Origin of the sequence: Flavobacterium sp. 120 (genome assembly GCF_003633605.1) — a bacterium.
Taxonomy (GTDB): domain Bacteria; phylum Bacteroidota; class Bacteroidia; order Flavobacteriales; family Flavobacteriaceae; genus Flavobacterium; species Flavobacterium algoritolerans.
In genome coordinates this window covers 2,495,137-2,517,529 of record NZ_RBKZ01000001.1, presented here as the reverse complement: position 1 = coordinate 2,517,529, position 22,393 = coordinate 2,495,137, and the positions used below count along the sequence as shown (strand labels likewise).

The 22,393-nt window shown below is 34.3% G+C and carries 18 protein-coding genes; 11 read left to right on the top strand and 7 right to left on the bottom strand.

The features are described from left to right. Positions 1-342: 342 nt before the first annotated feature. Positions 343-2,145: a T9SS type A sorting domain-containing protein gene (locus C8C87_RS10740; protein WP_121342602.1), complete on the top strand. Its 1,803-nt coding sequence runs from the start codon at positions 343-345 to the stop codon at positions 2,143-2,145. A gap of 482 nt (positions 2,146-2,627) precedes the next feature. On the opposite strand, the gene C8C87_RS10730 is transcribed toward C8C87_RS10740, so the two are convergent. Beyond that, the gene (locus C8C87_RS10730) at positions 2,628-3,443 is read right to left on the bottom strand and encodes an AraC family transcriptional regulator (RefSeq protein WP_233550029.1); all 816 of its coding nucleotides are present in this window, start codon (positions 3,441-3,443) and stop codon (positions 2,628-2,630) included. Positions 3,444-3,568: 125 nt separating this feature from the next. On the opposite strand from C8C87_RS10730, the gene C8C87_RS10725 reads away from it, so the two are divergent. The 5 genes from C8C87_RS10725 (at position 3,569) to C8C87_RS10705 (ending at position 7,152) form a co-directional block, all read left to right on the top strand. Further along, entirely contained in the window at positions 3,569-4,135 is a 567-nt protein-coding gene (locus C8C87_RS10725) for a sugar O-acetyltransferase (RefSeq protein ID WP_121343349.1), read from the top strand. Positions 4,136-4,211: 76 nt separating this feature from the next. Continuing rightward, the gene (locus C8C87_RS10720; RefSeq protein WP_199716399.1) at positions 4,212-4,634 is read left to right on the top strand and encodes a cupin domain-containing protein; all 423 of its coding nucleotides are present in this window, start codon (positions 4,212-4,214) and stop codon (positions 4,632-4,634) included. A gap of 4 nt (positions 4,635-4,638) precedes the next feature. Then, positions 4,639-5,682 (top strand): alpha/beta hydrolase, encoded by a 1,044-nt coding sequence (locus tag C8C87_RS10715; protein WP_121342600.1) that lies wholly within the window; start codon positions 4,639-4,641, stop codon positions 5,680-5,682. Positions 5,683-5,692: 10 nt separating this feature from the next. Continuing rightward, positions 5,693-6,157: a cyclophilin-like fold protein gene (locus C8C87_RS10710; RefSeq protein WP_121342599.1), complete on the top strand. Its 465-nt coding sequence runs from the start codon at positions 5,693-5,695 to the stop codon at positions 6,155-6,157. Positions 6,158-6,651: 494 nt separating this feature from the next. After that, positions 6,652-7,152 (top strand): hypothetical protein, encoded by a 501-nt coding sequence (locus C8C87_RS10705; RefSeq protein WP_099714686.1) that lies wholly within the window; start codon positions 6,652-6,654, stop codon positions 7,150-7,152. A 76-nt stretch (positions 7,153-7,228) separates the two neighbouring features. Here the strand turns inward: C8C87_RS10705 and C8C87_RS10700 are convergent, their stop codons facing one another. After that, positions 7,229-8,176, bottom strand: a complete 948-nt coding sequence (locus C8C87_RS10700) for a TerC family protein (protein WP_121342598.1) — start codon at positions 8,174-8,176, stop codon at positions 7,229-7,231. Between the two features lie 168 nt (positions 8,177-8,344). Beyond that, complete coding sequence (locus C8C87_RS10695) at positions 8,345-9,379, bottom strand: glutamine synthetase beta-grasp domain-containing protein (protein WP_099714688.1); 1,035 nt, start codon at positions 9,377-9,379, stop codon at positions 8,345-8,347. A 260-nt stretch (positions 9,380-9,639) separates the two neighbouring features. Here C8C87_RS10695 and C8C87_RS10690 point away from each other — a divergent pair, with 260 nt between their 5' ends. Together C8C87_RS10690 and C8C87_RS10685 are read left to right on the top strand one after the other, a co-directional pair. Beyond that, entirely contained in the window at positions 9,640-11,829 is a 2,190-nt protein-coding gene (locus tag C8C87_RS10690) for a glutamine synthetase III (protein ID WP_099714689.1), read from the top strand. A 109-nt stretch (positions 11,830-11,938) separates the two neighbouring features. Next, a complete protein-coding gene (locus C8C87_RS10685) occupies positions 11,939-12,781 on the top strand; it encodes an OmpA family protein (protein WP_121342597.1) in 843 nt (280 codons plus the stop codon). A 97-nt stretch (positions 12,782-12,878) separates the two neighbouring features. Here C8C87_RS10685 and C8C87_RS10680 read toward each other — a convergent pair whose 3' ends face one another. Then, a complete protein-coding gene (locus C8C87_RS10680) occupies positions 12,879-13,160 on the bottom strand; it encodes a DUF4242 domain-containing protein (RefSeq protein ID WP_099714691.1) in 282 nt (93 codons plus the stop codon). A gap of 386 nt (positions 13,161-13,546) precedes the next feature. Here C8C87_RS10680 and C8C87_RS10675 point away from each other — a divergent pair, with 386 nt between their 5' ends. Next, complete coding sequence (locus C8C87_RS10675) at positions 13,547-14,725, top strand: AIR synthase related protein (RefSeq protein ID WP_121343348.1); 1,179 nt, start codon at positions 13,547-13,549, stop codon at positions 14,723-14,725. A gap of 104 nt (positions 14,726-14,829) precedes the next feature. Next, complete coding sequence (locus C8C87_RS10670) at positions 14,830-15,186, top strand: hypothetical protein (protein ID WP_121342596.1); 357 nt, start codon at positions 14,830-14,832, stop codon at positions 15,184-15,186. Positions 15,187-15,373: 187 nt separating this feature from the next. Here the strand turns inward: C8C87_RS10670 and C8C87_RS10665 are convergent, their stop codons facing one another. Next, positions 15,374-18,214 carry a pitrilysin family protein gene (locus tag C8C87_RS10665; protein ID WP_121342595.1) on the bottom strand — a complete coding sequence of 947 codons (2,841 nt, stop codon included), beginning with the start codon at positions 18,212-18,214 and terminating at the stop codon, positions 15,374-15,376. Positions 18,215-18,455: 241 nt separating this feature from the next. Here C8C87_RS10665 and C8C87_RS10660 point away from each other — a divergent pair, with 241 nt between their 5' ends. Continuing rightward, positions 18,456-19,052 carry a GNAT family N-acetyltransferase gene (locus tag C8C87_RS10660; protein ID WP_121342594.1) on the top strand — a complete coding sequence of 199 codons (597 nt, stop codon included), beginning with the start codon at positions 18,456-18,458 and terminating at the stop codon, positions 19,050-19,052. Between the two features lie 15 nt (positions 19,053-19,067). Here C8C87_RS10660 and C8C87_RS10655 read toward each other — a convergent pair whose 3' ends face one another. Continuing rightward, positions 19,068-21,221 carry a PAS domain S-box protein gene (locus C8C87_RS10655; RefSeq protein WP_121342593.1) on the bottom strand — a complete coding sequence of 718 codons (2,154 nt, stop codon included), beginning with the start codon at positions 21,219-21,221 and terminating at the stop codon, positions 19,068-19,070. 322 nt (positions 21,222-21,543) lie between these two features. Further along, a complete protein-coding gene (locus tag C8C87_RS10650) occupies positions 21,544-22,356 on the bottom strand; it encodes a class I SAM-dependent methyltransferase (RefSeq protein ID WP_121342592.1) in 813 nt (270 codons plus the stop codon). Positions 22,357-22,393: the final 37 nt, after the last annotated feature.

Here is a 22,393-nt window from a genome sequence, read left to right as displayed (position 1 = left end):
ATGATTGTTCCCCGCAATAAAAATATTCTTTTGATGAAGGAGTTCTTCAATTTTTTTGAAGGTGTTTTTTTATTCAGAAAGTTGTATCGCTTAGATAGAAAGCTTTCTATTTTTTCTTTTTTTGAACTTATTTATTAATTTGAAATTAAGGTTTTTAAGTTTCTTTTAAAGCCCCAATTTGGTTAATAAAAGGTAGTTTATTACCCCAAAATAAAGTATTCTTTTGATGATGGCGCACTTCATAAATGAGTTTGTGAGGGTGATTTGTTTTATATGATTGTTTCTATCCCGAGTCTACTGTTTTCCTATTTTTTAACAACTATGGAGTAAAATTACAATATCATGAAAAATAATACACTTCAGCAGTTTTTCGGAGCTTTATCAAGCAAAAACATATTTTGCTTTTTATCGGAAAACAAAATATCATCATTAGGTTTTTTAATTCCTAATGCATCGGATTTTTATCCAAAATCACTAAATAGCAATCATGTCCGTGGTTTTGTTCATGACAGCTTATTAAAATTATTTGGTGAGCGCACTTTCTTTTCTTTAAGAAATGTATTTGTATTTTTAATAGTTAGTTACTTAAGTTCTTCTGCTGCATTTGCGCAAGTTAATCTTCCCGATGCAAAGAGATGCACTTCCAAAGATTTACAATTAGTTGAAGCAAGGTTGACTGGCGGGGATCCATGTAATTCATGTACTCCAGGCAGTACGGTAACCAGAACATTGACATTGTCTATTAACAATACGACAGGATCAAACAGAACGTCCTTTGCTTTCTGGGGAACTTTAGAGCGATATGATGGTACTACTTTTGTTTCTTCTTCGCCAATAAGTGGATGTAATAGTACTCCTGTTCCACCAAACACATCAGCAGTTCCTCCTAATACAATAACTGATTTGGATTTTGATGAAGTTACATATACATGTGGACAAAGATTGATTATTACTAATTTGTTTTTGGCATGGACTTCAGCTGCAGATAATGCATCATGTCCCTTGGAATCTAGTAAAATTGCTCCAAAATGCGGGACCTTGCCTTTCATAGAAATTAATGCCGGAGTTAATGGGACTGTAACTGCAATCAGTGCAACTTGTACTGCAGGAGGTTCTATTACTGTAGCACCATTTGGTGGTTTACCACCTTATAGTGTAAAATTAGGAAATGGTACTCCAGTTCCCGTTGCTGCGGGTGCTACAACAACTTTTAGCAATCTTACTGCTGGTAATTACAATGTTACTATAACAGATTCTACTCTTCCTAATAACTGTAGTATTGTTATTCCTAAAACTGTTGGAGGACCGACTCCAATAGGTGCGCCAGCAGCTACAGTAATTGACCCTACCTGCAGTACTGCTACTGGAACTGTTACCGTAACATCGCCAACAGCTGGTATCACTTATACACTTAAGCAGGGCGGGGTTATAATATATACGGCTAATTCCAGTGGTGTGTTTAGTCCAGTAGCCTCAGGAACATATCAATTTTTTGCTTCTCTTGGCTCCTGTAGTACACAAGGTGACAATGTAATTGTGAATCCACAACCAGGAACACCAAGTGCCCCACAATTAAAAATAACCCAGCCAACAGCATCACTTTGCGCAGCAACAACAACTGGAAGCATCGAGGTGTGTAATCCTATTATTGGATACACTTATAAATTAAATGGCGCTAATCCGGGTATTACGGCTGTGGCAAATGTACCAGTTGTATTTGGCAATCTTACAGCAGGTTCTAATCCAAGTGTTACAGCTACTAGTCCAGCTAATTGTACTTCTGATCCAGCTAATTGCAGCAGTGCAACTGCTACTTGTTCAGCTCCAGCACAACAAGCTGCTAAAACTACCGATGTGGTTGCGCCTGTAGAAACAAAAACTGAAGCCGCAGGGTTTTCTACTTATCCTGTTCCTTTCAAAGACCAACTCACCGTAAGATACAATTTTGATTACGTTTCTGATGTGAAAATAGAGGTGTTTGATTCACAAGGTATTTCGGTGCTGTCTAAAGCCGATGCTAATGGTTTTTTGAATAAAGAAGTAACGCTTGATCTTAAATTGAATAGAGGAAGAGACCAAGTGTATGTTGTAAAAGTGACTACTAATCGTGGAAGCAGTATTAAAAAAGTAATTTCTGCCAGATAGTTTTTAAAACTAATTTTAACTAAAAAGCATCTGTTTTTGCAGATGCTTTTTTTATTTAATTACTCAACAGCTTGCCCTGTTATTTGAACATCTTGCTGAACATGTATAAATTGATTATAGAAGCGTGACGGGTTTTTTAATTCCTTAGATCCTATCTGATTATATAGCGTAAAACATGTTCAATCTGAAGGCCATAATAACTACAAAATTCCTTTATAGAAATTAATTGATGTGATTCTTTATTCAAGTTGTCTTTAATCATATTTAAATACAACCTTGCCTGTCTGTTTTACCGGTAATACGCTGTACATCTTTTGGATAAATACATACGCTTACGTTTCCTGATATCACACTTTTGTTTTTAATACATTATCCAGTCAGACAAAGCCACCCAAATAAGGGTAGATTGTTATGATTTTGTCAGACCTTATACAAGTTAGCGAAACCCCTACCAAACAGGCCGCAAAACCATCAATCAAACCCTACTTCACAAGATTTCTATACTCACTTGGACTTACACCCAAGACTTTTTTGACATACCTCGTAAAAAACGAATGACTGGAAAAGCCCATTTCATCTGATATTTCTGAAATATTTAGTTTTTTGTTTTCTAGCAGCAAAACAATTCGGTCTTTGGTATATCGTTGTATCCATTGTGATGCTGTGATTCCTGTATTGGCTTTGCAAATTTGATTGAGATATTTTGCTGTGATGTGTAGTTGATCACTGTAAAATTGCACTTCTCGATTTTTCATACAATGGAGATCCAATAGATGAACAAAGCGTTCGTACAAGGTGCCACTTTGCAAAGTTCGGTTGCGTCTTTCCAATTGATCCATGAAAATATCCCACATTTCTAAAATAAAAAGTTGCATTTGCAATTTCAAAATTTCATTATAAAAACGATTATTTGTTTCCAATGATTTTGAGTAAAGCGATTGAAAATTCTTTAAAATCCGCTCCTTATTAATTTTATCAGGATGCAAAATCGGATTTACTCTATGATGAAGAATGGCATCTGTAGCCGTATTAAGGTTAGGATAATTATCCGAAAGCAATTGTTTATCGACAAATAAAATGGTTGCCTTAAAGTTTTTGGAAAAGTTAAGTTCAGAAATAGCATTATCTGCAAGCCAGAAAATAAATTCGCCTTGTTTGCAATCAAATGTGCGGTTGTTGAAAATAAATCGGGTGCTTCCTCGCTGACAAAAAATATGTGTATGGTATTTTTTTTGAAAATCTTTTGGAAATTCTTCACTTCCCGAAGCTTTTAATAATATGATTTTTGGCTTTTCCATCGCTTCCATTTTAGTACAAATTAATTCATCGGCTAAAATAGGTACTATTTGACATTATTGCTGTACTATTTGTAACAAAAGTAAGGTGGCTTATTTTTAATTTTGTATCGTAAAAAATGCAAAAAATGGAAACACAAGATATTTTTGAAAGATTGCGAAACGGAGAAACCATAATTCCAGACGATGCTCAAGCATACAAAATGCGTGAAGCTTCTTTTGCTACAAAAGCATTGTTGCTAAAGATGAACAACACAGCAAACCCAAGTGAAATTAGAGAATTATTGAGTGAGATTACATCTTCAGAAATTCACGAAAGTGTAACTATATTTACTCCTTTGCACATCAATTATGGTAAGCATACCAAAATAGGTAAAAATGTGTTCATCAATTTTGATTGTGTGTTTTTGGATTTAGGCGGAATTACCATCGAAGACAACGTGCTGCTTGCTCCAAAAGTAAGTTTGCTCACCGAAAGTCATCCTCTTAATCCTAAAGAAAGACAATCGTTAATTCCGAAACCTATTCACATCAAAAAAAATGCGTGGATTGGTGCCAATGCAACCATTTTACAAGGTGTCACCATTGGCGAAAACGCTGTTGTGGCGGCTGGCTCAGTGGTTTCTAAAGATGTTCCAGACAATGTCGTTGTTGGTGGAATTCCTGCAAAAATTATTAAAGAAATTAAAATATAAAATGAAAATAGTTCAAATCACACTTGCAGTCATCCTATCAACAATGATACTGTCTTGCAATCAAAACAAATCAATAATGGAAAATACAACACAAGAATTGACCTCTATTTTTCCAAAAGGCGAAAAAGGTTCAAATGATTTATTCACTGGAAACGCTTATCCAACGGCTTTGGTAGATGCAGATAGCATTTACAACACTTTGGTTGGCAACGTTTATTTCGAACCTGGAGCAAGAAGCAATTGGCACAGTCATCCTGCTGGTCAAATTTTAATTATTACCGATGGAATTGGCTATCACCAAATTGAAGGAAAACCAATTGAAATTATTAAAAAAGGTGATGTAGTCAAATGTCCGCCAAATGTAAAACATTGGCACGGAGCAAGTGCTGATGTGGGTTTGCAACAATTGTATATAATTCCAAATACCGATAAAGGTATTGTGGAATGGAACGAAGCGGTAACGGCCGAACAATATTCAATCAATAATTCAAATAAATAAAAAGATGAAAAATATAGCAATCATTGTAATCGCATTTCTGATGACTTTCGGACAAGCATTTGCACAAAACAAAAAAGAAAATTCAAAAAAAATAGAAACAACAGAACAATATACATTTAAACTAAGCGAGAAAGTTACACGAACTGCCATTACGTTCAAAAACCGTTATGGTATCACGCTTTCAGGCGATTTGTATCTTCCAAAAAATGTAGGAAACGAAAAATTATCGGCTTTGGCAATCAGCGGACCTTTTGGTGCTGTGAAAGAACAATCGTCTGGTTTGTATGCCAATCAAATGGCAGAAAGAGGTTTTGCTGTTGTGGCATTCGACCCATCGTACACTGGAGAAAGTGGTGGCGAACCGAGAAATTTGGCTTCGCCAGAAATTAACACAGAAGATTTTAGTGCGGCAGTAGATTTTTTAGGAATTCAAAAAAATGTGGATAGAGAAAAAATTGGGATTATCGGGATCTGTGGTTTTGGAGGTTTTGCCCTAAACGCTACCGCTATCGACAAACGTATAAAAGCTGTTGCTACTTCAACAATGTACGATATGACGAGAGTGATGTCAAAAGGATATAATGATGCCGTAACTTTAGAACAACGCACAAAAATGCTGGAACAATTAGGGCAACAACGTTGGAAAGATGCAGAAAATGGCACATTTGCTTATGGACCAGAAGGCAATAAAGCGTTGAAAGGAGATGAGCCACAATTTTTAAAAGAATATTACGATTATTACCGAACTAAAAGAGGATTTCATAAGCGTTCGGTAAATTCGGGAAATTCTTGGACTGCAACTACGCCTTTATCGTTTATGAATATGCCCATCTTAACGTACATCAAAGAAATATCGCCAAGACCAGTTTTAATTATTGCAGGCGAAAAAGCACATTCAAGATATTTCAGTGAAACTGCATTTCAAAACGCCAATGAACCTAAGGGATTAGTAATCGTTCCTAATGTTGTTCACGTGGATTTGTATGATAAAGTAGATGTTATTCCGTTTGATAAATTGGAAACTTTTTTCAAAGGGTATTTAAAATAAATGCAATATTATGAAACATTCATTTTTAATTCTCATAACTTTTATGTCTGTTCTAATCAGTAGTGCATCTTCTTGTAATAAAGTAGACGACAATATCAATTCAGAAAACAGCCATACGATGATAAACGGTAAAATCAAAATAACGGTTAATTCACAAACCTTTACAGCTACACTTTTTAACAATAATTCAGCAAAGGCCTTTAAGGAAATGTTACCTCTAACTATTAATATGACTGAACTGAACAGCAACGAGAAATATTATGATTTGCCAAACGATCTTCCAACAAATTCGTCCAACCCTGAAACTATAAAAAATGGCGACTTAATGTTGTACAGTTCAAAAACTTTGGTGTTGTTTTACAAGACTTTTTCAACATCATACAGTTACACAAAATTGGGAACAATAGATGATGTTGCAGGTTTTGCATCTGCATTAGGTTCGGGAAACATAATCGTTACTTTTGAATTGCTATGACGAGAAAAACTAAATCTACAAGAAGTACAGCCTCCTATAACAGCTGTTTTTGCAATAGTGGGGTTGAATGCTTAATTGAGTATTTGTACTTCTAATTTCTCACCATCGCAGAGTAGTAAACGTTATCCCATTTTACCAAACCGACCGTAACGACAAGAAAGATACCACTGAGATGAAACATTTAACAGATTTTGTAATTTTCAACCAATATCCTTCTTTAAACGGGTTGTTCAGCATTTCAGAACATCGATGAGAAATTTTCCTTTGGCTTCAAGCCAAAAATCTTTCCTATGTGGAATCAAATCTTTCAAAAAATTACTATTCTAAAAAAAAAATCGTATTGTTTTTTAAATCTTTATTTTGGTGTGGAGCCTAGTATTATCAGGTATAATTTAAGTTTTTTTTCGTTTTTAAAAAGCGCATTATTTTTTAAAATAAACTTTGGCACAATTAATGGATACAGTTTTTCAATATAAATTATAAAGCTATAACTAATGAAAAAAATTACCTTATTTTTAGTTTTCATCGGGATGATGACACTACAAAGTTGCGAAGTAACAGAAATAACCGATACTGTGGATAATGATACCATTAGTGAAGTGTTTGAAGTTACAACTTCATTTAATTCCAATAATAACTACAGTAGATTGGTTACTTTTAATCCGCCAATTTATTCATCGGATGTAGTTTTAGTGTACCACCTGTATGATACGGTAAATGGTGAAGACATTTGGAAACTAATGCCTCAAACGTATTATTTTAGTGATGGTGGAGAATTAGATTTCAATTTTGATTACACCAGATATAATGTTAATATTTTTCTTTCTGCTAATTTTAGTCTTACTACATTACCTTCAAGTTGGACACAAGACCAAACTTTTAGAATTGTAATTATACCGGCTAGTTTTGCTACTTCAGTAAATAAAAACAGTATAGACGCAGTAATGTCAGCATTAAAAGTGGAGAAGACTGAGATTCAAAAAATCAATTTGTAGGTTACAATATTCAATAAAATAAAAAAAGGAAATCGTGAGATTTCCTTTTTTTTATGCGTTTATTTTTTTGAATTAATTAGACGAATTCTTTATTGCTTTTTCTTAAAGATGCAATAATTCCAGCTATAAGTGAAACTGCTATAAAAGCCAGCGACACCCATTCCGGTAATTTAATATAATCATGAAGCAGCATTTTGATACCTACAAAAGTTAAGATTGCAATAAGACTGTATTCTAAATGAGCAAATTTATCAAGCATATGGGCAAGAAAGAAATACATAGAACGTAATCCTAAAATGGCAAAGATATTCGAACTAAAAACCAAAAAAGGATCACTTGTTATGGCTAAAATTGCAGGAACACTGTCTATAGCAAATACGACATCCATTACTTCAATTACTATAAGCGCTACAAAAAGAGGTGTTGCAGCTGTAATATGTCTTCTTTTTACAAAGAAATGTTCTCCGTCGATGTGATTCGAGATAGGTATAACTTTTTTAAGAGTCTTATAGATGAATGATTTTTTGGGTTCAAATTTTTCATCTTCACCACTAAACAACATTTTCATAGCAGTGTATATTAGAAAACCTCCAAAAATATAGGTCATCCATGAAAATTTGTTAATAAGCAAAACACCAAAATAGATCATTAAACCTCTAAAAACGATAGCGCCTAGTATTCCCCAAAATAAAACTCGATGTTGGTATTTTTGTGGAATTTTAAAGGCAGAGAAAATAATAGCGATAACAAAAATATTATCTATACTCAGAGATAATTCTATTAGATAGCCTGTGATGAATTTTATTGATGCATCTGCAGGTTTCAAAATATCTGGATTTGCAATATAATCCGTGGTGTAAAGCCAATAGACCACTCCTGAAAACATAAATGATAATGTAACCCATATTGCTGTCCATTTACCAGCCTCTTTTGAACTTATAATGTGTGGTGTTTTATTGAAGACTCCTAAATCGAGTGCAAGAAAAATTAAAACAGCTGTTAAAAAAGAAATCCAGACAATCATATCAGTTTATTTTTTTGAGATTAGCAAAGATACTTTTTGATTTTTTAAGATTAAAATTTATTCTGAACAAAAGTTAATTTTTAAAAATGTCTAACAATAAAAAAGGTGTCATCAGAATTGATGACACCTTTTTTTATAAACAAAATCAAATTTTATATAAACTTATTTTTATACTAAAGCTGGTTCTTCTATTAAAGCAGATTTTACAGTTTTAACAATTCTTGCAGCGATTTTGTATGGATCTCCGTTTGAAGCTGGTCTTCTGTCTTCCAACCATCCTTTCCATCCTTTTTGAACAGTGATTAATGGGATTCTTATAGAAGCTCCTCTGTCAGAAACACCATAAGAGAAATCATTGATAGAAGCAGTTTCATGTTTACCAGTTAAACGTTGATCATTATATGCTCCATAAACAGCAATATGCTCTTTTGTTACAGGTCTGAAAGCTTCACATATTTTTTCGTATACTTCTTGAGAACCACATGTTCTTAAAACTTCATTAGAGAAGTTAGCATGCATACCTGAACCATTCCAGTCTGTATCTCCAAGAGGTTTTGGGTGATATTCAATAAAACAATTAAATTTTTCAGACAAACGATCTAGTAAGTATCTTGCAATCCAGATTTCGTCACCTGCTTTTTTAGCTCCTTTTGCAAATAATTGGAATTCCCATTGTCCGCAAGCAACCTCTTGGTTAATACCTTCAAAGTTGATACCTGCAGCAATACATAAATCTGCATGCTCTTCAACGATATCTCTACCGTGAGTATTTTTTCCACCTACTGAACAGTAATACATACCTTGTGGGGCTGGGTAACCACCAATTGGGAAACCTAAAGGTAATAAAGTATGATTGTCCATGATGAAATATTCTTGTTCGAATCCAAACCAGAAGTCTCCATCATCATCAATTGTAGCTCTACCGTTTGAAGGGTGAGGGGTACCGTCTGCATGCATAACTTCGGTCATTACTAAGTATCCGTTTTTACGTGTTGGATCTGGATAAATAGCAACTGGTACTAATAAACAATCTGATGAACCACCTTCTGCTTGTCTAGTTGATGAACCATCAAATGACCAGTTTCCGATTTCTTCCAAAGTTCCTTGGAAATTTTCATGCTCTTCAACTTTAGTTTTACTTCTAAGATTTTGTGTTGGTTCATAACCATCTAACCAAATGTACTCTAATTTTATTTTCGCCATAACAATATAAATTTATTCGTAACTTTTATTTAACGCAAAATTAAATTAAATTTTAACTCCAATAAAAATAAGGGGGTATTTTTATTTGTAAGCCTGTTATTTTTCCCATAACTGCATTTTGAGTGGGGTATATTTTAAAAATGATAATTTAAAAGGGGAATATAAATTAATTTCATAATCTACGATTCTGTTTTTTCTACGTTTTATTCCTTATATTTGCTATTTCCTAATAAAAATATTAATAATTTAATTTTTTTCACATGTCTACATTACGTTTTCAAGCTTTGAGAGAAGCTTCCACTAGAAAGCCGGTTCATTTTGAAGAATCCGATAGAAAATCAGTTATTTTTGGTTCGAATGTATTTAATGATAAAGCGATGAAGCAGTATTTGACTTCAGATGCTTATAAGGGAGTCCAGGGTGCTGTTCAGCATGGAACTAAAATAGATAGAAAATTAGCTGATTATATTGCGATGGGTATGAAAGAATGGGCTCTGTCAAAAGGAGTTACCCATTACACACACTGGTTTCAACCGTTAACAGGAACAACTGCTGAAAAACATGATGCTTTTTTCGAAACTTCATACGATGGAAGCGATCCAGTAGAAAAATTTGGTGGTGCTCAATTAGTACAACAAGAACCAGATGCATCCAGTTTCCCGAATGGTGGAATCAGAAACACATTTGAAGCAAGAGGATATACTGCTTGGGACCCAACTTCTCCAGCATTTATTTTTGGAACTACATTATGTATTCCAACAGTTTTTATTTCGTACACAGGAGAAGCTTTAGATAATAAAATTCCTTTATTAAGAGCATTATCTGCAATGGATGACGCTGCAACTGAAGTATGTAAATATTTTGATAAAAATGTAAAGAAAGTTACTGCAACCTTAGGATGGGAGCAAGAATATTTCTTAATTGATAAATCATTGGCTGATTCTCGTCCGGATCTTGTGATGACTGGAAGAACTTTGCTAGGACATACTTCTGCAAAAGGACAACAATTAGACGACCATTATTTTGGTTCTATTCCAACTCGTGCTTTAACGTACATGAGAGATTTAGAGCAAGAATGTATGTTGTTAGGAATTCCGGTTAAAACACGTCACAATGAAGTAGCTCCAAATCAATTTGAATTGGCACCTATTTTTGAAGAGACAAACTTAGCGGTTGACCACAACTGTTTGTTAATGGATGTAATGCAAAAAGTGGCAGAACGTCATGATTTGAAAGTATTATTCCATGAAAAACCATTCAAAGGCGTTAATGGTTCAGGAAAACACAATAACTGGTCATTAGCAACAGATACTGGAGTAAACTTGTTGAGTCCAAGTAAAACGCCTATGAGCAATTTACAGTTCTTGACTTTCTTTATCAATACAATCAAAGCGGTAAATGATTATGAGGCATTATTAAGAGGTGCTATCGCTTCTGCAAGTAATGATCACAGATTAGGTGCAAATGAGGCACCACCGGCAATCATCTCTGTATTTATTGGTGAGCAATTAACTAAAGTTTTAGCTGAATTAGAAGGCGTAACTGCAGGGAAATTATCTCCGGAAGAAAAAACAGATTTAAAACTAAATGTAGTAGGTAAAATTCCAGATGTACTTTTGGATAATACGGATAGAAACAGAACTTCACCATTTGCTTTTACAGGAAATAAATTTGAGTTCAGAGCTGTAGGTTCTACTGCTAACTGTTCTAATGCAATGACTACTTTGAATGCCATTGTTGCTAAACAATTGAAAGATTTCAAAAAAGAAGTGGATAGCTTGATTGAATCTAAAGACATGAAGAAAGATGATGCTATCTTCAATGTATTGAGAGAATATATCAAAGTTTCTAAAAATATCCTTTTCGAAGGAGACGGTTACAGCGATGCTTGGGAAATCGAAGCAGCGAAAAGAGGTTTAAGCAACTTCAAAACAACTCCTGAAGCATTAAAAGCAAGAGCTTCAAAACAAGCTTTGGATTTGTTTTCTGAGTTGAATATCATGAATCACATCGAGGTTGAAGCGCGTTACGAAATTGAATTGGAAGAGTACACTAAGAAAATTCAAATTGAAGGTAGAGTTTTAGGTGATATTTCTAAAAATCACGTAATTCCTACTGCTATTCGTTACCAAAATACTTTAATTGAAAATGTAAAAGGATTGAAAGATATTTTTGGAGCTGAATTTGAATCGATTGCTAAAGAACAAATCATCTTAATCAGAGAAATTTCCAGTCATATCGAAGGAATCAATTCTAAAGTGGAAGCGATGACAAACGAAAGAAAGAAAGCAAACAATTTGACTGATGCGCAAGCAATGGCTGAGGCATATTGTAATAATGTAAAACCATATTTTGAAATCATCAGAAACCACTGTGATAAACTAGAGTTACTGGTAGATAATGAACTTTGGACATTGACTAAATACAGAGAATTGTTGTTTACAAAATAAACTAAAAGCTCTAAAATAGTAGACCCGATACGTTTCAAAACCTATCGGGTTTTTTTATACTATTTTTTTTATTTATGCGTTATTTTAAAATAATAGTCAATTGTTTTACATGAAAATAAGACTTTTTTTGTTTTTGTTTTTTTATATAATTACTTTGTCTGCACAAGATAAATTGGTATTGTTTTTTGATTTCAACCAAGATATAATTAATGAAAAATCACAACAAGATTTTTGTAAATGGTTAGAACATTCAAAAGGTAAAGAGATTTTAAAAATTCAAGGATTTTGTGATAGTATAGATTCCAATTCTTACAACAAGGAACTGTCTTTTCGAAGAGCTAATAATGTACTCGCACTTTTAGAATTCAATAAAGTTCCCCTGAGCGAAAAACTTGAATTATACGGTTTAGGAGAAGACTTTGAGCAATTAAAAAATCAAAGCGATAACCGAAAAGTTTTAGTTTATTATCAAGATAAGATTTCCATTAACAAAAAAACAGATAATGAGAATTTGGTTTTTGAAAAGGACCAAGTCAAAGAAGTTCCTGTTAATGAAACAAAAAATAATATTTCTCTGATTGAAAAAGTAAATAACGCTAAAATAGGAGATTTGATAAAACTCGAAAATCTAAATTTCTATTTTAATTCAGAAAGAATAATTACAGAATCGGAACCAATTCTTTCTGATCTTCTTCAGGTTTTAAAAATGAATCCTCAATTGAAAATTTATGTTTACGGGCATATTTGTTGTAACAACAATCCAAATGACGTAAAACTTTCCTATCGAAGATCAAAGTTTGTATTTGATTATTTAATAAGAAACGGAATCGCCACTTCAAGATTAGGGCATAGAGGATTTGGAAGCAGCAGACCTATATATGCGTTGCCGGAGAAAAATGAAGCAGAACGAATTGCCAATAGGAGAGTCGAAATATTGGTTGTGAAAAAATAGTGTAATACTGTAAAATAATAACAAACGTGTTTTTATAAAAAATGCCTTTCCGTTTCGGAAAGGCATTTTTAAGTTTAATGCATTTAATTTCAGCTTGCTAAACGGTTTCTTCTGCGGTTGTCGGGTCAATGGTTGTAGATATTCGACTTATGGAATTTGCAGGAAACCCGCCTTGTTTCGCATGTTCGCGAATCATTTCTTCGTTGGGAGCAATATAAGTACAATAAATTTTGTCAGCGGTTACCTGACTGTTAACCCATTGGATTTGCGGTCCCATTTTACCCAATACTCCGCAAGATGTTTGCGAAATAGCTTTCAGTTGATCGGCATTTAATTTACCGGCACCAGGAATCTCTCTTTCAATTACATATTTAGGCATGATATTGTTGTTTTAATTTCCTACTCGTATGGCTTTTCGGCATGGCCCCGTTTTTTATAGTGGTTGCTGGTTTCCACTTCTCTAAGTTTCATTCAGTGTTTAAAATTTGTTGAACTTTTAAAGGTAGTTTATTGGATAAACTCAATTAAAATCAATATTAATTTAGGATAATCGCGATTAATATAAACGGCATTTTGGTATTGATTTTTAAATGTAATAATCTAACAGTTAAAATGTTATGACAAATTTAATGAAATAAAACTACACTTTATGGAAGGAATGTAGATTTAACGAAACACTTGAAAACCCCATAGGCAAAACCCAAAAAAATAATTATCTTTGCCGCACAACTACCTGCCATAATGCAGGCTTCACAACTATACTACATGAGTTCAGATACTTCAAAAAGATATGCGCTTCGCGGTGTTTCGGCATCCAAAGAAGATGTTCATAATGCCATAAAAAACATTGATAAAGGATTATTTCCACAAGCTTTCTGTAAAATAGTCCCTGATTATTTAACTCAAGACGAAGACTATTGTCTTATCATGCATGCTGATGGAGCAGGAACTAAATCTTCTTTGGCATACATGTATTGGAAAGAAACAGGAGATATTTCTGTTTGGAAAGGCATTTCGCAAGATGCTTTAATCATGAATATTGATGATTTATTATGCGTAGGAGCAACTGATAATATTTTGCTTTCTTCAACTATTGGAAGAAACAAAAACCTAATCCCAGCCGAAGTTATTTCAGCAATTATTAATGGAACTGAGGAGTTAATTAAAGAACTGGATTCTTTTGGCGTTACCATCCATTCAACAGGCGGTGAAACGGCAGATGTAGGCGATATTGTTCGAACTATAATTGTAGATTCAACTGTAACAGCTCGCATGAAACGTTCTAAAGTAATTGACAATGCTAATATTAAAGCGGGTGACGTAATTGTAGGATTGGCTTCTTTTGGTCAGGCTACTTACGAGAAAAGCTATAATGGCGGAATGGGAAGTAACGGATTGACCTCGGCGCGTCATGATGTTTTCGGGAAATATTTGGCAACTAAATACCCAGAGAGTTTTGATGCTGCAGTTCCAGAAGAATTAATCTATTCCGGACAAGTAAAATTGACGGATGCAGTTGAAAATTCACCAATCGACGCTGGACAGTTAGTGCTTTCGCCAACCAGAACCTATGCGCCAATTATCAAGAAAATTTTAGATAAATATTCTTCTGATGAAATTCACGGAATGGTACATTGCAGTGGTGGAGCACAAACTAAAATTTTACATTTCGTAGAAAAGCTACACATTATAAAAGACAATTTATTTCCGGTTCCGCCATTGTTCCAGTTAATTCAAGAACAATCTAAAACGGATTGGAAAGAAATGTACCAAGTTTTCAATTGCGGTCACCGTATGGAAATTTACGTTTCGGAAGCTGTTGCACAAGACATTATCTCGATTTCAAAATCATTCAATGTTGATGCTCAAATCGTGGGTAGAGTAGAAGCTGCCGATACGAAAAAACTTACTATTACCAGCGAGTATGGTACTTTTGAATATTAAGATTGTTTAACCGTTGAATTGATTAATCGTTGATTGATTTAAACAATTAAACTTTGGTTTTTTGCCTAAACTTTTAAACGATTAAACCTTTAAACTTTTTTCCAATGTACGAATTACTTTTTTGGAGATATCAGGACGGAATTTATCTCAACCATCACTTGGTGTATGAAGCTCTTGTTGAGCAAGAAATCGTCGAAGGATTAGAAGAACTGCCTGTGACGGTTATCATCAATAGAATCAATTCGGTATTTTCAAACTGGGAAAAAGTAGACGAATTTAGTTGGAAAAACACGACTGGAAAAGGCGCTTTTCACATCAAAACGACACCGCAAAGCATACAAATTGATTGCTACGGAACCGAAGGTAAAACTATGAACCTTCTAGCAGATACTATGGAAGAATTCAAATGTCCGTTGTACGATCCACAAATTCCGGTGCGTTACGACGAAATGAACGAGTAGTTTTTTTAGAAGCTATCCCTAAGAATCGGGACAGCACTTCGTTACATCCCGATATTTCGGGACTCCCTTAAAAAAAAAATATTTTTCTAAATCCTGAAAGGAGCTTCCGTTGGTCGCTCTTTCAGGACAAGAAAAATTATTTTTTGCAGTTCGGGATTTTTACTTCAATCCGGACTAATACAATCAGTTATTTTATCGCCGTTTTATTTAAAAGAATTGGCGCTCCAAAACCAATTTGCTCCAGCTTTTTCAATTGCGTTTCAGCATCGCCTACCACTAAATAAATCATTTTATAAGCATTCAAATACGTATCCGAAAGCTTTTTTAGTTCTCCAATAGTAATCTTTTTTACAATGTTTTCCTGTTGTTTTGCATAGTCATCAGAGTATTTGTAGTTGCTGATGTCGTAAAGCATTTCCAGTTTAGATGACAGTGTTTCAAATGCTCTGGCATTACTTTTTATTAAATATCCTTTTGTAACCTCAAGATCATTCTCGTTGAAATTTTTTCCATATTGCGCTACAATTTCTTTGATTAAACTAACGGATTCAAATGTCACATTAGAGCGAACGCCACTGGAAATAGTAAACGGACCTTTATTAACAGAACCATTAAAGGAAGAATTGATACCATACGTATATCCTTTTCCTTCGCGTAATTCTTGCGTTAATTGGGAGGCAAAGCCACCACCACCCAAACGGTAATTCATGATTTGTACGGGATAAAAATCTGCATCCGTAGCGGCAAGAGCAGGATATCCTATTCGGATAACCGATTGTTTTGCACCGGGAACATCGTAAAAATAAATTTTGGATGATGCAACGGTATTCGTAGTTGTTATTTTAGGAACAGTAACTTTTTTAGCTTCCCAGTTTTTATTTAAAGTCGCTAATGAATTAGTCACATCCGTTTTTGAAATGGAACCCACAATTTGAAAATCAGCAACAGATGGAGCCATGTTTTTAGCGTAATAATTTTTCAAATCATCAATCGTAATGCTGTTTACAGAATTTTCGTTACCGATGCGGTTGTTGGATAAAATAGATTCTGTTCCATAAATTAACTTCTTAAATTCATTTCTTGCAATACTATTTGGATCCGCTTTTTGTTGTAGAATTTGGCTTAAAGTACTTTGTTTAATCAAATCAAATTCTTTGGCGTCCCAGCGAGGTTGCAGGATTATTTCTTGAACTAACGTCATAGTTTCATTGTAATTCTTTGCTAAGGTATTTCCTGAGATAAAAATAGATTCGTCAGTTGCGTATGCTCTAATAGTTGCTCCCAGACTTTCAATAGCATTTTCCAATTGTTCCGGAGTTTTGTTTTTTGTGCCTTTTGTCATCAGTTCCGCCAGCATGGTTGAAACACCTATTTTATCGGTATTTTCAAGTAACATTCCGCCTTTAATCTGCAACTGAAATTGAACAAGAGGCACTTCGTGGTTTTCAATACCTAAAACGTTTAAACCGGATGACAATTTGCTTTTCCACACCGATGGTAATTTTACATCAGGGCTTTCTCCATACGCTGGCTCTACGCTTCGGTCAAATTTAGAAGGCGTTTTTTCATACGTTGCAGCAATGCTGGCATCAAATGAATCTTCTTTTCCTTCGATGATTTTTTCTTCAACTACGGCTGCTAATTCTGAACCGTGCAAGATTAAATTGGTTTCACCTTTTGGAACAAAACTTGTGGCCACAAAATGTTTTCCTTTGATGTATTTTTGATACACACGCATCACATCTTCGGTAGTTACGGCTAGAATATTTTTCACATCTTGATTAATATAATCTGGAGTACCTGCAAAAATTTCATATTGCGCCAGTTGAAATCCTTTTCCTAATACGCTGGATAGATTTGTGTAAAAAGCGGTTTCTTGTCCGGCTTTAATCCGATTTAAATCCTGTTGAGAAATTCCTTCAGCTTCAAAGTTTTTAAAAGCTTCGTTTACGCCATTCATTACTTCATTCAAATTTGTTTTTTCAAAAGCAGTAACACTCAACATATACTGACCCGCTATTTCTGAATTGTATTGGAAAACGTCAGTGGCATCGGTTAATTTTTTGTCTTCAACAAGGGTTTTGTACAAAGGTGCCTTTTTACCTTTTGACAGATAACTGGCTAAAACTTCCAAGGCATAACTGTCAGGATGGTATTCGTAAACCGAAGGCCAAGTCAGTGTGAGTTGCGGTAATTTGGCAAAATTATCCTCATAATACAGTTTTTTTGTTGCTGCCAATGTTATAGATTGTTTTTCCATTTTAGGAATTGCTTCCCCACGTTTTATTTCTCCAAAGTATTTTTCGACCCAAGCTTTGGTTTGTTTGACATCGAAATCTCCGGCAATAGTCAGGGTGACATTATTAGGTACATACCAGCGGTTGTAGAAACTTTTTACATCTTCCAGTGTGGCATTTTGTAAATCTTCCAAGGAACCAATCACATCCCAGCTGTACGGATGTGTTGCAGGGTATAAACTTTTAGATATTACCGAAAAATTGTGTCCATAAGGTCTGTTGTCATAACTCTGTCTTTTTTCATTTTTAACGACCTGTTTTTCTTTGGCTAAAACGGGTTCTGTTACAGTATTGATGAAATAACCTAATTTATCGGCTTCGGCCCAAATCATTTTTTCTAATGCGTCTTTAGGAACAGTCTGAAAATAATTAGTACGATCTCTGCTGGTAGAACCATTGGCACCAGCCCCACCAATACGGGCACTCATTTTATCAAGACCTCCTTTACCCAAGTTTTCAGATTCCAAGAAAAGTAAATGTTCAAATAAATGCGCAAATCCGGTACGACCTGCTTTTTCTCTAGCAGATCCCACGTGGCTTGTCAAAGCAACAGCGACTACTGGGTCAGATCGATCAATATGCAGGATTACATGCAGCCCGTTTTCTAGTGTGAACTGTTCGAATGCTACTTTAAATTCTTTTGATTTATCCGTTTTACTTTGATTTTGGGAATAAGAACTGAATGCAGTAAAAAAAACGAAAGGAAGGATTAAAAACTGGATTGATTTCATGGATTAATTTTTAAAATTGGATTTCGTAGTTATTTATTTAGTGAAACTAATTTTTTGCTACCGATAACGAAATTAAGAAAATAAAAATAATAAATCTCTAAATCGTAAGAAGTTAAATTTCAATTTTTATATTAAATTTACGACTTGATTTAATGTAGTCCATCTTCATAAAATTCAATTTTAATACTTGAATTAAGTGATTAAAATAGATTGTTTTTTATACCCATAACTGAATATAAATATGAGCTTAGTTTTATTCCAAAATACTATCCTAGAAGACGAAACTGTTTTATTGCGCCCATTATTGGAGTCGGATGTTGAGAATCTAATGGAAATTTCTATTAATGAACCTGAAACTTGGAAGTATTCCCTTGTTCAGGCAAATGGGAAGGAAAATTTAGAAAAATACATTCAAATTGCTCTAAAAGCCAAAGAAAACGGAGTAGAATTTCCCTTTATAGTTTTCGATAAAAAATCAGGAAAATATGCTGGAAGTACTCGTTTTTACGATATCAATTTAGAATTCAAAACACTTCAACTGGGTTATACTTGGTACGGAGGAGCGTTTCGTGGAACTGGGCTAAACAAGCATTGTAAATTTTTACTGCTGCAATTCGCATTCGAAACATTAGGAGTTGAACGCGTTGAGTTTCGCGCTGATAATAATAACGAACGAAGCATTGCAGCGATGAAAAGCATCGGTTGTAAAGTTGAAGGAGTGTTGCGCAATCACATGCCAACTCTGGGGAGTGATGTTCGACGTGACAGTATTATATTAAGTATTTTAAGAAATGAATGGTTCGATGACGTTAAAGAGAATCTAAAAAGGAAATTATAGCGCATAGTTTCAGGCTTATATCAGCGTATCAGTATTACCTTTTCGGAATCCGATTAATTGTCTGTATTTAGATTCTGATTCTTTCAAATCTTCCTCCATTTGTTTGTATTTGCTGATGTCTTTTATCGTTACAACAGCTGCAACCACATTGTTGTTTTGATCGACTAATGGTCTGCCGCTAATCAGCACTCTTTTCTTTTCCTGTGCCATTGGATTCCAAAGAATTATTTCAACATCAGTAGTCACTTCGCCACTCAACGCGCGTTCCATAGGTAAGTTTTGCGAAGGAAAAATGGTTTTTTCATCAGGGAAATAGAGTTCGAAATGATTGCTTAAATTAGTGGAAATTTTATCGTCTTCTTCGATTCCAAAAATCTCATTGGCCATATTATTAGCCATAATTATTTTTTTATCGGCGTTTGCCACAATAATCCCTTCACTGATATTTTCGACTATTAATCGTAATTTTTCTTCATTTTCATAGAGATTGTCTATGGCTTGTTGCTGCTCATTTTCGAGTTCTACAAGTTCTGTTACGTTTCGTCCAACAGAATAAAAAATGCCGTTCTGAAGATCCATATTGCTATTCCAATCCAGCCATTTATAAGAGCCGTCTTTGCACAAAAACCGTGTTCTAAAATTAACAACAGATTCTCCTTTTAGATGTTTTTCCAATACTTCTGCAGCAGTTTCCTTGTCGTCAGGGTGTATTAAATCCATGAATTTAATTCGATCCATGTCTTCCTGATTATAACCGAGAGTTTTTGTGAACGCATGATTAATTTTGATAAAATGATTGTCTTTGGCTACTGTTAAAATATCAAATGCCATGTCAAAAAACATATTTGCTATCTTCAAGGATTCTTCATTTTTAATCAATTCAGAAACATCTCTTGCCACGGCATAAATTATTCCTGTTTGAATGTCAATTGTGCTTGTCCAGTCAAACCATTTATAGGAGCCGTCTTTTAGTCTTTCTCGAACTCTGTGACTGATAACGGAGTCGCTGATTTGTAGTTTTTTAATTCCATCCATAAAGACTTTAGCATCTTCAGGATGAATAAAATCTAAAAATGGCTTGTTGATTATTTCTCTTTGATCGTATCCAAGTATTCTTGTGAAAGCAGGATTTACTTTTACAAATTTTTCGTTTTTAATGACAACAAACATATCAAAGGACATGTAGAAGAATGTATTAGCGACATTTAATGCGGTTTCAATTTCTTTTTGAGCGGTAATATCGCTGGCTACAGCATACAATAATCCAGTTGTGACATCAGGAAATACAGACCAAATGAGCCATTTTATTGAACCGTCTTTACAAATGTATCTGTTTTCGAATTTTATTGAGGGAGCTCCCGTTTGAAGTTTAGAAACTTCTTTTTGTGTAATTTCAATATCCTCCGGATGAGTAAATTCCAAAAAGCTTTTGCTTAGTAGTTCTTCCTCAGAATATCCTAAAATTTTACTGACAGCCGGATTCACTTTTACGAATTTATTCATAGAGGAAATAATCATCATATCTACTGACATGTTGAAGAATGTATCGGCGGCTTTGGAAGATTCTTCCAGTTTTTTTCTTTCGGAGATATCTGTGAAAATGCCACCAATAGCATAAATCCTTTTTGCGGCGTCATAGATTGGAAATTTCACGGCGATATACGTGTGCATTCCGTCAGATTGTTGAATTGTTTCTTCAGTTTTTAATTCTTTTAATGCTTTTACAACCTCAAAATCGGAGTTTCGGTAGACATCAGCTATTGATGCGGGTAAAAAATCATGATCTGTTTTGCCTATTATGTCTTCATTTGTGATTTTATATAAAGATTCAAATTGTTTATTAATCAACAGATATTCGCCATTTATTTTTTTTATAAACATGGGGCTCAAAGTATTGTCGATAATCGATTGTAGTAATTGTTTGTTTTCTAAAAGTAAATCTTGGGAAACGTTTTTAGCCCGAAGTTGGGACCGAATGATAAAATAAACAACGGTCAGTAATATAACAGAAAGAATGATTAATGCAATTTCTATCCAATTCAAAGACTTGTCTAAAGTTTGGTCTCTTTGTTTGTCAATCCTTAGAATAAAAATCCAAGCAATAGCAAAAACAACGAATAAATTGAGGATGAATCCAATGATTATTTTTTTTTCTAAAGAAATTTTCATAGTCGTACGGTATAAAAATTAAATAGTAGTAAGCTCATTATCTAGAATTGATAATTTAAGCATAAGTGTATGAAAGTTAGTTAATTAAATTGAATTAACAAGTGGTTTTTTCATATTTGTTGCCAAGTATGGAGCTAATCTATTTTAGGATTAAGAGTAAATAGGTACGCTTTTTTTGGATGAAACGGGGGATTTAAAACAGCAAAAGCCATGAATTAATCATGGCTTTTTGTATTATGGGTTCGCTATTATAAACACAATTTGCAAACTACACGAACAATTGTGCGATATCAATGCGTTCTGGTTAACGTTTTTAATGCTTTCATATTGAAACATCTACTCGCAGGAAAGTTGCAGTTATATCAGTAGTATTTTTATCGAGACTTTTATTTTGGCTGATAAACAATGTTTCCAGTTCATTCTGAAGATCTAAAGCTTTACCATTCTTTTCAGCCGCTTCAAAAGCATTCATAGTTGGTCCATAATAGTTCTTGAAATTGTTCAAGAATTCGGTTGGAGAATATGGAGCCTTAAATGTAAAAGTATCTCTGGCAAATGCTATATTTTCTTTTGGTACTCCTGCATCTACAAAACGCTGTGTAACGTTTTCTTCAATACCCCAAAGCATTGGACTGATAAAACCTTCTGGCGGTGGCGGTGTATAGGAAGAACTGATTTTTAATATTTGTGCCACTAATGTTGGGTCTCCTGGTATCCAGTTACCCATTACGATTCTTCCTCCAGGTTTGGTAACACGAACCATTTCCTTAGCCACATCAAAAGGTTTTGGTGCGAACATAGCTCCAAAGATGCTCACCACAAGATCAAAACTCTCGTCTTTTTGTCCATTCAAATCCGTTGCATCGCCTTCCTGAAAAGTACAATTGGTAAGTCCTTCCGCATTTGCCCTGATGTTTCCTGCTGCAACAAGATTACTCGCAATATCAACACCTAAAACATTGGCGCCTAGTTTTGCTTCAGGTATTGCTGTAGTACCATCACCACAACCTAAATCAAGAACGTTAAGATTTTTAGTAATATCCAGTTTGGCAACCAAAGTTGCTCCGCTTTCACGCATACTTTCTGCTATTCGCGTGAAATCGCCTTTTTCCCAAAGTAATTTGTTTGCATTCATGGCTTTTAATTTTTAGTTAATCAAAACTAAAAAACCT

Bases quoted from the DNA above. Each gene is read 5' to 3' on its own strand.
- C8C87_RS10740 (WP_121342602.1), top strand. From the start codon at position 343: ATGAAAAATAATACACTTCAGCAGTTTTTCGGAGCTTTATCAAGCAAA.
- C8C87_RS10730 (WP_233550029.1), bottom strand. From the start codon at position 3,443: ATGGAAAAGCCAAAAATCATATTATTAAAAGCTTCGGGAAGTGAAGAA.
- C8C87_RS10725 (WP_121343349.1), top strand. From the start codon at position 3,569: ATGGAAACACAAGATATTTTTGAAAGATTGCGAAACGGAGAAACCATA.
- C8C87_RS10720 (WP_199716399.1), top strand. From the start codon at position 4,212: ATGGAAAATACAACACAAGAATTGACCTCTATTTTTCCAAAAGGCGAA.
- C8C87_RS10715 (WP_121342600.1), top strand. From the start codon at position 4,639: ATGAAAAATATAGCAATCATTGTAATCGCATTTCTGATGACTTTCGGA.
- C8C87_RS10710 (WP_121342599.1), top strand. From the start codon at position 5,693: ATGAAACATTCATTTTTAATTCTCATAACTTTTATGTCTGTTCTAATC.
- C8C87_RS10705 (WP_099714686.1), top strand. From the start codon at position 6,652: ATGAAAAAAATTACCTTATTTTTAGTTTTCATCGGGATGATGACACTA.
- C8C87_RS10700 (WP_121342598.1), bottom strand. From the start codon at position 8,176: ATGATTGTCTGGATTTCTTTTTTAACAGCTGTTTTAATTTTTCTTGCA.
- C8C87_RS10695 (WP_099714688.1), bottom strand. From the start codon at position 9,379: ATGGCGAAAATAAAATTAGAGTACATTTGGTTAGATGGTTATGAACCA.
- C8C87_RS10690 (WP_099714689.1), top strand. From the start codon at position 9,640: ATGTCTACATTACGTTTTCAAGCTTTGAGAGAAGCTTCCACTAGAAAG.
- C8C87_RS10685 (WP_121342597.1), top strand. From the start codon at position 11,939: ATGAAAATAAGACTTTTTTTGTTTTTGTTTTTTTATATAATTACTTTG.
- C8C87_RS10680 (WP_099714691.1), bottom strand. From the start codon at position 13,160: ATGCCTAAATATGTAATTGAAAGAGAGATTCCTGGTGCCGGTAAATTA.
- C8C87_RS10675 (WP_121343348.1), top strand. From the start codon at position 13,547: ATGAGTTCAGATACTTCAAAAAGATATGCGCTTCGCGGTGTTTCGGCA.
- C8C87_RS10670 (WP_121342596.1), top strand. From the start codon at position 14,830: ATGTACGAATTACTTTTTTGGAGATATCAGGACGGAATTTATCTCAAC.
- C8C87_RS10665 (WP_121342595.1), bottom strand. From the start codon at position 18,214: ATGAAATCAATCCAGTTTTTAATCCTTCCTTTCGTTTTTTTTACTGCA.
- C8C87_RS10660 (WP_121342594.1), top strand. From the start codon at position 18,456: ATGAGCTTAGTTTTATTCCAAAATACTATCCTAGAAGACGAAACTGTT.
- C8C87_RS10655 (WP_121342593.1), bottom strand. From the start codon at position 21,221: ATGAAAATTTCTTTAGAAAAAAAAATAATCATTGGATTCATCCTCAAT.
- C8C87_RS10650 (WP_121342592.1), bottom strand. From the start codon at position 22,356: ATGAATGCAAACAAATTACTTTGGGAAAAAGGCGATTTCACGCGAATA.